Origin of the sequence: Sphingobacterium sp. WOUb80 (assembly GCF_050058145.1) — a bacterium.
In the GTDB taxonomy this organism is placed as follows: domain Bacteria; phylum Bacteroidota; class Bacteroidia; order Sphingobacteriales; family Sphingobacteriaceae; genus Sphingobacterium.
Genome location: NZ_CP165617.1, coordinates 1,653,243 through 1,665,534, shown reverse-complemented (window position 1 = coordinate 1,665,534; position 12,292 = coordinate 1,653,243). Strand labels below are relative to the sequence as shown.

Annotated in this window: 10 protein-coding genes and 1 tRNA gene; 7 read left to right on the top strand and 4 right to left on the bottom strand. The window is 40.4% G+C overall.

Annotation, left to right across the window (positions count from 1 at the left end; genetic code table 11):
• The first annotated feature begins 733 nt into the window (after positions 1-733).
• From AB1Z56_RS06730 to AB1Z56_RS06710, 5 genes are all read left to right on the top strand, one after another.
• Positions 734-2,119: a TolC family protein gene (locus AB1Z56_RS06730; RefSeq protein ID WP_426791500.1), complete on the top strand. Its 1,386-nt coding sequence runs from the start codon at positions 734-736 to the stop codon at positions 2,117-2,119.
• A gap of 10 nt (positions 2,120-2,129) precedes the next feature.
• Positions 2,130-5,306, top strand: a complete 3,177-nt coding sequence (locus AB1Z56_RS06725; RefSeq protein WP_426791499.1) for an efflux RND transporter permease subunit — start codon at positions 2,130-2,132, stop codon at positions 5,304-5,306.
• Positions 5,307-5,331: 25 nt separating this feature from the next.
• Positions 5,332-6,435 (top strand): efflux RND transporter periplasmic adaptor subunit, encoded by a 1,104-nt coding sequence (locus AB1Z56_RS06720; protein ID WP_426791498.1) that lies wholly within the window; start codon positions 5,332-5,334, stop codon positions 6,433-6,435.
• A gap of 98 nt (positions 6,436-6,533) precedes the next feature.
• Positions 6,534-7,094: a TlpA family protein disulfide reductase gene (locus AB1Z56_RS06715; RefSeq protein WP_426791497.1), complete on the top strand. Its 561-nt coding sequence runs from the start codon at positions 6,534-6,536 to the stop codon at positions 7,092-7,094.
• Between the two features lie 19 nt (positions 7,095-7,113).
• Positions 7,114-7,740 carry a TlpA family protein disulfide reductase gene (locus AB1Z56_RS06710; RefSeq protein ID WP_426791496.1) on the top strand — a complete coding sequence of 209 codons (627 nt, stop codon included), beginning with the start codon at positions 7,114-7,116 and terminating at the stop codon, positions 7,738-7,740.
• 362 nt (positions 7,741-8,102) lie between these two features.
• Here the strand turns inward: AB1Z56_RS06710 and AB1Z56_RS06705 are convergent.
• Positions 8,103-8,193 (bottom strand) — tRNA-Ser (locus AB1Z56_RS06705).
• A gap of 114 nt (positions 8,194-8,307) precedes the next feature.
• Here AB1Z56_RS06705 and AB1Z56_RS06700 point away from each other — a divergent pair.
• Both AB1Z56_RS06700 and AB1Z56_RS06695 read left to right on the top strand, forming a co-directional pair.
• Positions 8,308-8,808 carry a hypothetical protein gene (locus AB1Z56_RS06700; protein ID WP_426791495.1) on the top strand — a complete coding sequence of 167 codons (501 nt, stop codon included), beginning with the start codon at positions 8,308-8,310 and terminating at the stop codon, positions 8,806-8,808.
• Positions 8,809-8,882: 74 nt separating this feature from the next.
• On the top strand, positions 8,883-9,395 hold the full coding sequence (locus tag AB1Z56_RS06695; RefSeq protein WP_426791494.1) for a BON domain-containing protein: 513 nt from the start codon (positions 8,883-8,885) through the stop codon (positions 9,393-9,395).
• Between the two features lie 76 nt (positions 9,396-9,471).
• On the opposite strand, the gene AB1Z56_RS06690 is transcribed toward AB1Z56_RS06695, so the two are convergent.
• From AB1Z56_RS06690 to AB1Z56_RS06680, 3 genes are all read right to left on the bottom strand, one after another.
• On the bottom strand, positions 9,472-10,197 hold the full coding sequence (locus tag AB1Z56_RS06690) for a tRNA threonylcarbamoyladenosine dehydratase (protein ID WP_309359398.1): 726 nt from the start codon (positions 10,195-10,197) through the stop codon (positions 9,472-9,474).
• An 81-nt stretch (positions 10,198-10,278) separates the two neighbouring features.
• Complete coding sequence (locus AB1Z56_RS06685) at positions 10,279-10,944, bottom strand: TatD family hydrolase (RefSeq protein ID WP_309359400.1); 666 nt, start codon at positions 10,942-10,944, stop codon at positions 10,279-10,281.
• 61 nt (positions 10,945-11,005) lie between these two features.
• Positions 11,006-12,292, bottom strand: coding sequence for an anthranilate synthase component I family protein (locus AB1Z56_RS06680; protein ID WP_313263272.1), 1,287 nt, complete (start codon positions 12,290-12,292; stop codon positions 11,006-11,008).

Below are 12,292 nucleotides of genomic sequence, written 5' to 3'. Positions count from 1 at the left end.
TTAAAATTTGTGAATTTAACATTATGACTAATTATAAATATGTCGAGCATACAATCAATTATTAAATCCATAATTAATTACCATAATGGATTTTTCAAGAAAGTATTCCAGCCTTTTTATTGTTTTTCATGTTAATAAAGCTTAAAATGAAATAGTTTATTTGCATGCAATTTTAAATATTGCTACTTTTAAAAATTCATGAACAGAACAATTTTAAATATGTTGACAAATTTCAAACGCTACTTCTTAGTATGCGCTGCGATTTTGTTGGTACTCTTAACTTCCTGTCCTGTTAAGTTAAGCATTAAAAATTGGGCTGGTATCCCTATTAAAACTGAAAGAGGGGTAAGTAAAGGTCATCAGAGCGTTTCAACTAATTTGATAGAAAAATGCCCTCAGTATAATATTGAGGATAACCAAATTTTTCACAAGAATTCAATTGATTCGAATGATTTATTACCTGCATTCATTCTTTCGTTGGCTTTTCTTTTCTATTTTGGGTTTCGGGTAAATCCAAAAGAAATCAAGCATCCCATGTACAGTGGGAGTAACAGGATCAGAAGCACGATACCGCTATTCCTGGAGTATCGAAAACTCATCATTCACTAATTTTATACTTCTTTCCTTTTTTACCTATTGAGTCAGTCTTCTCAATGGGCATAATTTTTATCGTTTTCATTTTAAGATAATTCAGGGTCGTGATTTACGACCTGTCAAAAATTCGTATAATAATATGATTAAACATATTATGGCGACCGCATTGCTGTGGTCAGCCATTGTTGCTGCGCATCCATTAAGTGCACAGCAACAAATGGATAATACTTTGGGTTCCCTCTGGTCCAAAGTAGAAAATAACTATGTGGGGGTAAATGTAAAATCTGCTGCGATTGATGCCGCAAGGTTTAATCAAAAGGCTGTAAAAAGTAATATGCTCCCCCAGGTCAACGCACAGGCACAGAATACCTACGGCACCTTTGAAGGGAGTGCTGGCGCATTCTTTCCCCAGGCTGGCTTTTTTAATGTTAGTGGTTCAGCTGCTCCATTGGAAGGCAGTTCGACAGCAGCCAATACCTTTGGTTCGGCGTTGGTACAATGGGAAGTATTTTCTTTCGGTAAACTTCAAACGCAAAATAAGGCTGCGGGCTCTTTATTCAACAAATCGGTTAGTGAAAAGGAGGCTTATTTGCTTAGCCTGAAAAAGTTATTGTCGGAAAGATACATCAGTCTTTTGTATAATAATGCAAAGCTCAGATGGACAGATAAGAATACAGAACGACTGGATGATATTCGGAAAATTACATCTGGCTTATCTGCATCAGGGCTAAGACCCGCTGCCGATAGTTTGCTCGCCTCCTCATCCTATGTTCAGGCTTTGGGTGAGCAAGAAAAATGGACCGGCCAAAAAAATGCGGCCTATGTCAAACTATTGGAACTGTATGGCAATGATACGGTTAATTATGCCGCATCAGCCGGCCGATTTGGCAATTTTACTGAAATCGGATTAAATAAAGTCCGTTCAATCAATCCTGAGCATCCTGTCCTTGATGCTTTGAATGAGCAGGCCCAATATTACGCTTCGAGTGGTCAGGCACAAATGAAAGCTGCCCTTCCTTCATTCAACCTGTTAGGAGGATATGCTTACCGGGGAACCGGCATTAGCCCAAACGGTAAAGTATCAGGTGCATGGAAGGATGGTTTTAATAATACAACAAACAATTTCCTTGTTGGAATCGGTATGACCTGGAACTTGACCAGCCTACATACCAACAAGATGAAAGCCGAGAAGCTTTTCAAAGATGCTGAAAGCACCAGATCTCTTCAGACACAATATGAACTGGCCATGCAAGCCGATCTTTCTGCTTCCCAGGTGAAAATCTCACAACAATACAAGCAGCTCCAGAAAACGGGCCTGGCGGTCAAGCAGAGCCAGGACGCCTATGATATGTATCTGGCAAGATATAAGAGTGGACTGATCACACTCAGTGAATTGTTGCAGATACGCATTTTGCTCGAGCAGGCCGAAAACAATCACATTGAAGCATCACGGGATTATTGGTTACTACTGGCTTACGAAGCCGAAATGACTGCCGATTTCGATTTTCTATTTAACAACCTCTAATTGATCGTATATGAACATCATAAGATTTGCGTTAAGAAAACCTATTGCGATTATGGTTGTCGTATTAGCAATAGTATTCTTTTCCTACAACACAGTAAAAAAAATAAACGTCGATATTTTCCCCGAAGTCGAATTACCGGCAATGTATGTTGCAATGCCCTATGGAGGACTTTCCCCAGCCTATATGGATGGTTTTATGGCTAACGAGTTCCAAAAAGTACTCCTGTTTGTGAGTGGTGTAAAAAATATAGATTTTAAAAGTGTACAGGGACTTACGCTGATGAAACTTACGTTCTATCCCGGTACTAACATGGCACAGGCATCGGGCGAAGTATCTGCTTCGGTATCCCGTGCGATGGGATTTCTTCCTCCCGGTGCCGTTCCTCCAATGGTGGTCCGGTTCGATGGTAGTTCACTTCCGGTCGGCAATCTGGTATTTGAAAGCGATCAGCGGTCCGTGAATGAAATACAGACCTTGGCGCTAACTAAAATTAGACCGATGTTTGTGCAGATCCCAGGTATAACTTCTCCAGCACCTTTTGGCGGAAATACCCGAACTATTGTCATCAATATTGATCCGGAAGCGATGCAGGCCAATGGCCTGAATCCAGAAGATATTACTGTCGCGATAACTAAAAATAGTCTTCCGTCTCCTGCGGGAAATATTCGCATTGGGGATGAAAACCTGATGGCTCCAATCAATTCAATTGCTAAAGGACCCGAAGAGCTTCTAAAGACTCCGGTTAAATCAAATGATAACCGTACCGTTTATGTGGGTGATGTCGCTCGCGTGGAGGATGGTGCCGATCAGACCGTTAGTTATGCTTTGATTAATGGCAAGCGCTCGGTTTACCTTCCGATTATTAAAAAAGCGGATGCCTCCACTTTGGAAGCTGTGGAGAACCTCAAAAATGCCATTCCCATGCTGAAGGAGCAGCTGCCCGAAGATGTAAAAGTGAGCTATGAATTTGACCAGTCAAGCTATATTGAACGCTCTCTTTCTAATCTTATTCACGAAGGGATATTAGGGGCTGTTTTTACAGGTTTAGTCATATTACTCTTCTTAGGAGATACCAGGGGCGCGATCATTGTGGTTCTGACTATTCCGATTGCTATTCTTTCAGCTGTAACAACATTATATCTCTTCGGACAAACGATCAATATCATGACTTTGAGCGGTCTCGCTCTTTCCATTGGTATCCTGGTCGATGAAGCCACGGTTACCATAGAGAATATACATCAGCATATGGAAATGGGCAAAACCAAGCAACGTGCCATTATTGATGCTTTGCTTGAAATCTCGGTTGCTAAATTGCTGATTTTATTCTGTATCCTGGCCGTTTTGACTCCTGCGTTTATCATGACGGGTATTCCCAAGGATATGTTTATGCCATTGTCCATGGCGGTAGCATTTGCGATGGTTGCTTCTTTTTTAGCTTCGCAGACTTTTGTCCCGATCCTGGCAAACTGGATGATGAAAAACAAACACAACATTGTGGCCAACACCCCGAGAAAACGTGCTTTTTTTGAAAAATTCCGTGTGAATTATTCTTTTCGCATGCGTAAATGGTCAACAAGGGCTGTTTCTCTTTTCGTTGTTTACCTCCTGGTAGCGACCGCTATTTCCGCCTTACTGTTGACTGTTGTGGGTACGGATGTCATGCCTGTTTCCAATAATGGTGATTTTCAGATGCGTATACAGGCTCCACAGGGTAGCAGGCTGGAAAAAACAGAACGGATTGTCAAAGATATTACCGAAGACATTAAAGCTGAACTGCCTGAAAATGGTTTAAATATCACCTCTGCATTTGTGGGAATGCATCCAGCAGGATCACCTATCAATCCGATCTTTCTTTTTAGTAATTCTTCACACGAAGCAGTCTTGCAAATCTCTGTAAACCAAAACGTATTTAAAGGCTCAATGGAAGACTTTAAAGAAAACATCCGCAATAAGATCATAAAAAAGTATCCGGATGTGGCATTTAATTTCGAACCGATGGAGCTTACCGAAAAGATTATGGGACAGGGTGCCATGACACCCATAGAAGTTAAAGTAGGAGCAGGGCAGGTAAAAGGTGCTTACGCACATGCCTCAAAGATTGAGGCCAATCTGAAAAAGATTCCCTATTTACGCGATGTGCGGATTGCAGAACCGATCGCTTACCCGAGCATGGATATCGAAGTAAATCGGGACTTAGCCGGGCAATTTGGTCTAACGATGCAGGATATTACCCGCAGTCTGGTAACGGCTACCTCCTCAACTCGTTTTACGGATAAAAACCTATGGATCGACCCCAAATCTGGTTTGGTGTTTCAGACCCAGGTACAGATTCCCGAAGGAATCATGTCTGAAGAAAGATTACGTTCCCTTCCCCTGAAAGCCGGAAGTCTTCGTCCGGTGTTAGAGGATGTGGCTACCATTCGCAGGGTGACAGCACCGGCCCAAGTAAACCGTAAAGGGCCAAACCGTTACGTGACCATTGTCGCCAATGTATATGGTAAAGATCTTGGTACTGCTTCCAGTGCGGTCAAAAAGGCCATTAAGGATGCTGGAGATCCTCCACGCGGTACGACCATATGGACCGAGGGAACGCTGCAGCTACTGGACGATACCCTAGGCAGCCTCATTGCAGGCTTAGGTGTTGCTATTATTGCCATATTCCTGATGCTTTCCGCGTATTACCAATCCTTTAAAGTGCCGTTGATTATTCTTTCGGTCTTGCCTGCAGTAATAGCAGGTAGTCTGATTATTCTCTATTTGACTGGCAGTACGCTTAATCTGCAATCCTACATGGGGATTATTATGTCATTAGGTGTATCCGTGTCCAATGCCGTACTGTTGGTCAACGAGGCAGAATATTACCGAAGAAAACTGTTGCTAAAACCTTCGAACGCTTCCAGATTGGCCGCTTCATCCAGGTTGAGACCGGTTCTCATGACCGCTGCAGCGATGCTTGCCGGGATGTTGCCAATGGCACTGGGACTAGGTGATGGTGCCGAACAGGTCGCACCTTTAGGCCGGGCGGTTATCGGCGGACTTATTGCCTCCACTTTTACCATTCTGGTACTGGTTCCGCATTTCTTTTCTTCTCTGATGTCAAGGACAAAGGTCATTAGCCCTTCCTTGGATCCTGATGATTCCGAGAGCAGATTTCACGAATTACAACCTGGTAAACAAACGATATAGCAAACTTTTAAATTAGATAATTACAATGTATTATAACATTTCAACCAATAGAAAATTTTCAACTATAGCATTCACTGCATTTATAGTGCTTTCACTGTCAGCTTGCTCGCAGCATGAGAAAAAGAAAGAACAGGTAAAGAAAGAGCAGCCTAAATCCATAAATTACAAGACAGCTCTTATTGAACACATCAACCCTGAATATGAGTTGTCGATTCCTGCCGAGTTAAAACCATTTGAGCAGGTGGCTGTGTTTGCAAAAGTGACGGGGTTTGTTCAGAAGATGTATGTAGACAGGGGAGATAGGGTGCGAAAAGGCCAGCTTTTGGCCGTCCTGGAAGCTCCTGAAATGCAACAGCAATACCTCTCCGACAAATCAACTGAGCAAAAAGTTTATAGTGATTTTCTTTATGCCAAACAGGCTTATGATAGGTTGATTACAGCATCCAAAACCACAGGGGCAGTTGCAGATATTGAACTCGATAGAGCGAAAAGTGCGATGGAAAGTGCCCAGTCAGCCTATGAGGCTTCCAAAGCGGGAACAGCACACTCTTCACAGCTCTCCCAATATCTGCGCATCACCGCGCCATTCGATGGAATTATAACCCAAAGAAATGTTTCAGTAGGTGCTTTGGCTGGTACAGGTGCCAATACACCTTTATTTATGATGGCTCAGAATAACAACTTGCGCCTGACCTTATCTCTACCTGAAAAACACAGCTCTTCCGTGCAGCAGGGGATGCCCGCCACCTTTACTATCAGTTCCCAACCTGCTAAAACTTACCAGACCAAACTTACCCGCACATCAGGTTTGATTGATCAGCAGGACCGCTCGCTTACCTTGGAATTTGAGGTTAACAATCCATCGGGTGAACTTCAGGGTGGGGATTATGCCCAGGTTATGCTGAAATTAAAACGTAAATCGCCTACGTTTTGGGTTAAAAATGGCAGTGTACTAAACACACAGTCGGGAAATTACGTTCTTACCTTGAACGGAAATGAAGTAAAGAGAATTCCAGTCAAAGAAGGGATCCGGTTAGACTCATTGACAGAGGTGTTTGGGAATTTAAATCAAGAAGATAATATCATTTTAAAACCCTCGGAAGAAATCAAAGAGGGGCCGGGCAAATAATAATTAGCATTAAATCATATATCAGATAGTCACTTTTAAACAATAAAAATAAAATGGAAAAAAAATATAAATCAATAAGCTCAAATAAAAATATCCCAATGAAATTAGTCGCTGGGATCTGTTTAATGTTAGTGGCCATCTTTTTCTTTACTGCCTGCGGAAATACAGATAGTGAAAATAAAGGTAATACGGAGAATGGTGAAACCTTAGTTAACGGAGGTCCAGATAATGAGACAAAAGATTTGATAGCCGGAATTTCATTTAAAGATAAGGATGGAAAGACGGTAATGCTTAGTTCGCTGAAAGGGAAGGTAGTTTTTATTAATTTCTGGGCACTATGGTGCCCACCTTGTATAGAAGAAATTCCTTCCATCCATAAGCTCAAACAAACCTTTATAGGTAGTCAGGATATTGTCTTTTTGATGGTTGACGTGGATAATAAAATGGACAAATCCCTTTCCTACATGGAGAAAAATAAGTTTGACCTTGACGTTTTTGTTCCCAATAGTGATATTCCAGACAATTATCTAGGAAACGCAATTCCAACAACAGTGATTCTAAATAAATCAGGAGATATGATAGAACATTTGGAAGGCGGAAGAGATTATTCTAGCCCCGAAATGGTCAAAATGTTAAAAGAATTGGTGGATAGTAATTAACAGTTTAAAGGAGAAATAAATGGAAGATAATAGAAACAATCCCAAAGTTTACAACTTAGCAAATATAGTATCCTGGTTAAAGAGAAATGTTGTCAGCATAATACTGCTGTTAATAACAGCAATTTTGGTTTTAATTCCCGATGCCAAAACTTTTGTACTCCAGCAATTACTAAAAACTGGATTATTTAATTCGAGCATTATTAAAAAAGATGCTATTGACCTCAGCCAAGTAAATGTTGATTTTGACTTTACAGATAATTTGGAAAAGGTCCGTAACACTTCATCCTTAAGGGGCAAAGTAATTTTTATTAATTTCTGGGCCCCTTGGTGTCCTCCCTGTAGGGCAGAATTTCCCTCCATAGAAATGCTGTATTCCAAATACAAAGATAATCCAGGCATTTTCTTTCTTCCGATCAATACCGATGCTGACCTCACAAAAGGACAAGCCTATTTGGAAAAGGAAAAGTTTTCATTTCCTATGTTTCATTTAAAAGGCAGTGCCCCGGCAGAAATATTCTCCGGATCATTGCCTACAACGGTAGTACTTGATAAGAAGGGCAAAATCAGACTTTATCACACCGGATTTGGTAATTATTCTTCCGATAATTTTATCAGGCAAATACAAGAATTAATCGACGAAATATAAAGGAAATGTAAAGGTTATAAATTTGTTGGTGTTTTGCGCGTATTACTGCAATAGGGTGGGCGCGCTATAACAAAAAACAATCCCTATTTATAAGCCCTATTGTTTACCTCTAGGGCTTTATTTTTATTGTGAAAAACTAAAGGTTTGGGAGGAGGAGGGATTTGAACTAATTTGATTTTTCAGGTATTATCCACTTAATACCGTGTGTTAATAAAAACTGCCATGAATTTGGATTTCATGGCAATTGTTTTATTATCGGCGGGATTCGAACCTTATGGCTCAAAGCCGCTTCCAGTGCGTATTTTATAGTGCTAAAAACAAAAATGCCACGAATAGCGATTATTCGTGGCATTTGTATCATTTGGCGGAAAGGGAGGGATTCGAACCCTCGATACAGTCATCCCGTATACAGTCTTTCCAGGACTGCTCATTCGACCACTCTGACACCTTTCCGTGTTTCAGTGCACAAATGTAGCAATTTTTTAATGTATTGCAACTCCATTTTAATTTTTTGCCAATAGATTTATTATATCCTATTGAGATTAAGCTTATTGTTTTTATTTTTTTATGAATAAAACTTATTCCTTATTTTTCAGGATGACAAATAGCAATTTCGATTTAAAAAAGGAAGTACTTGGAATAGTCCTAAAGCGTACACAAGAACGCATCGACATGATTGAATCCGCATTGGAAACAGCTCAAGACTCAAGTAATGATGACACTAAAAGTAGTGCTGGTGACAAATACGAGACTTCGCGCGAAATGATCCAACAGGATATCAATCGCTATCAGAAGCAGCTCTTAGAGGCCAATAAAGACCTTCAACAGCTTAATAGTATAGCAACCGCTGGGGACGATAGACCAGAGTTTGTCAGATTGGGGAGCCTTGTCCAGACGGATACGGGGCTATATCTGATTGCAACAAGTATTGGTGCATTAACAATTAGGGACAATAATATCTTCGTCATTTCTCCAGTTTCTCCGATAGGTCAGCTGCTTATCGGAAAAGAAATAGGAGATAGTTTTACCTTCAACAAAACAACTCAGCAAATAACCGCAATTTGCTAGCGGTCTGAAAAACGGAAACATTAAACAATATTCCAATCTATCTGTTCTTATTTAGTATAGAAAAGAAGGATGATATGAAATTAAGTAGTTTATTTTTGATTTTTTCATTAGGTATTTTACCATTTGTTCATTCGTGTAGATCCCCTGAATCGGATGACAAACTCAAGTCTAAAATTGAGAACGCATTGAAGACAACTGCTGGCATTGAAGTGGATGTAGAGGAAGGTAACGTAACTTTGAACGGACAGATAGGTTCAGACGATCTTAAACGGGAAATTGAAGATAAAACAAGATCCGTAGGAGGAGAGGAAATCAAATCTATCCACAACAATATCATTGTAAACCTTCCAGAACCTGAGGATGCCCGTGAAAAATATCATGAAATCTTAGGTGGTGCGATAGATTCTACTTTGACAAGGGACGTAAACCTTGTTCTTGAAGACTTTCCAACAATAACGGCACAGGTTAAGGAAGGTATTATCATCGCGACGGGCAATCTTGAAAAATCAAAAATAGATACGTTAAAAAAAAGGTTGGCACACATCAAACCCAAAGGAATTGATATGAAAGGCGTCACGAGTCGATAGCGAAAATAAAAAGAAGCCTCCAATCCAAGGAAAGGAAGCTTCTTTTATTTGTTCATATGTTTATTTAATACCTAAGTTAAGCATTTTCGATTAAATCTCGTATAGCAACCGATGCTATTGCTCCACCAAATGCTGCTGGTAGGTAAGACATGGTCCCATAGGCGGACTTTTTAAAATTACTTCCATCGGTATATAATAATGAATTCTTGTCGGGCAATTCTGTGGAGAATGCTACTTTAACACCATTTCGAATACCGTGTTTGCGTAATTTCTTACGAATGTGCTGTGCCAGCTTACAATTGTAGGATTTACCGATATCTGCAATTTGGATCTTTGTTGGATCCACTTTACCGCCTGCACCCATAGAACTTACAAATGGAATATTAGCCTCCAGCGCTCGTCGAATAAAGAATAGTTTAGGCGTGATGCTATCAATAGCTTCTACACAATAATCCGGAGCAAGATCTAACAAAGCCGGTATTTTTTCTGGTATTATAAAGTCCTGTATAACTGTTAAATCAAGTTCAGGATTGATCGCTAACAGTCTTTCCCGCATAATCTCTGCTTTTGCTTCGCCGTGATTGGTCGCCAAAGCAGGCAGTTGTCTATTTCGATTGGAAGGATCTACGGTATCTCCATCAATAATAGTCATTTTGCCAACACCTGCTCGACATATAAATTCCGCAGCAAAAGAACCAACCCCGCCTAAACCTAAAACCATTACATGTGAATTTGCTAATTTTTCCACCGCCGTTCTACCGATCAATGCTTCGGTACGCGACAGCCAACTTAAATCTTTCATCTATTCAAATTTGTTTTCTTCTTGTGATGAAATTATCAGATTTATTTGCTCAGTATCGGGACTGAATAAATCCAGGTGATTTCATTTATTAAATACATTCCTATAATTCCGGTAAAGATTCTCTTTTACCTCTTCCGGTTCAAGAGATCTGATCTGTGCCACGTATTGATAGAGCGTGGTAATCTCCACTGTAACATCCATATCTGTCTCCAAAAACAAATGTGCAAGCGGAATATTTTTCAAAAGCTCATCCTGGCTTCCATTTAAACAATGTACACCTATAGACAAATAGTAACCCCTGTCTATTAACTGTTTAGCTAAAATCCAATTCTTGCGATAACCATGAAAAACAACAGCTCCTTCAAACTTCATGCTCTTTAAACTATCGACTGTTTCCTGAAAAGCACGAACACAGTGAATAATCAAGGGCTTCCGATAAGCCTGAGCCAGCTGAACCTGTCGGTCAAAGACAGACTTTTGATCGGAGAGGGGAATGGCGGTATTTTTGTCCAAACCACATTCACCTATAGCCAAAACTTGCGGTCGATTTAATTCATTGGCCATTAACCGCAATTCGTGCTCAGAATTCCCATCGATAAACCATGGATGTAAACCTATGGAGCAATCCGCTTCAGTGATTGTCTCAGAATGGTTCAAGGCGACATTCTTAACAGAAAGAACTCCGCTCTCTTTGACCGGATAATTCCGATGAGTATGTAGATCGATATAGGGAATCTGTGCTGCCAACGGGACAAAGGTCGAAAAAATACTTGAAGCAAAAAATATTCTCTACAAAATTAGTATAGTTTTATGACCGCAAGCTTGCATCCAAGGCTTCAAGGATCGCAGAAGCTTTCAAAAGACATTCTTGATACTCCTGATCTGCAGCTGCCTGATTGGTAACCGCTCCACCTGTATGAAAAGAAAGGTACTCTTTTTCTTTATTGTAAAGCAATGAGCGAATAACCACGTTAAAATCAAATTCATCGTGGAGGCTGTCAAAATATCCTATAGATCCGGCGTAAATACCTCGCTTTCGGGCTTCAAGCTGATTGCAGATTTGCATCGCTGCGATTTTGGGAGCACCAGTCATCGAACCTGCAGGAAAGGTATTTCTAAATACATCTACATTGGAAATTTTCGGATCCTGCATACATGTAACGGTAGAGATCATTTGATGCACCTGCTCAAAAGATTGAATTTCAAAAAGATGGGTAGCCTCAACCGTGCCAGGAAAAGCGCTCCTTGTCAAATCATTCCGGACCAAATCAACAATCATCACATTTTCGGCGATCTCTTTTTTTGACCTAAGCATCTCCGCTATAATTTGCTGGTCTTCTTCCGAATTTGCGCCTCTTTTAGCAGTCCCTTTAATTGGCTGAGAAATCAGCTTCCCTTGTTTTTTCGCTAAAAACCGCTCTGGTGAGGCACTGATGATAAAATGATGCCCAACTTTGAAGAATGAACTAAATGGTGTAGGCGATATGGTATTTAGTCTATGATAAACTTCGACGGGAGTGATATCAGCGCCTTCAGCGAAAAATTCCTGACAAAGGTTAACTTCATAAATATCTCCACGCTGAATATGAGCTTGTACATTTTCAAATGCTTTAACATATTCACTCTTTGTCCAACGCGATTGAACTTGCACGGAAATTGGGGCTGTTGCAGGAATCTCAGTATTCAAGATAGCTTGATAGATTTTAACAGGATCTTCGGCTTCTATATGTACTTGATCGTCTGTCCATCGAAGTACAATGGCTGGTACAAAGAAATAGGCTTCCGGAAATCCAAGCTGATCCTTGCCTGTTGTTTGTAATTCTTCTATCTCATTCTTGAGGTCGTAGGATAAGAATCCAGGAATAAACGGAAACTGATGTAATTTCAAAAATGCATCAAGCTGGTCAAATACATTTTCCTCTGCACGAAAAGAGTATAAAGCTTTTACTGCTAATATACGTTCAAATTTCCCCCATTGATCGGACATCCCATTGCTATTAAAGAAAGAAATTTCATCAAATTGCCCTGACCAATGCAGGGCTTTTTGATGAAATTTATCTTTAGAATCGAGAAGATCAAAACTTTCGATCCGCAT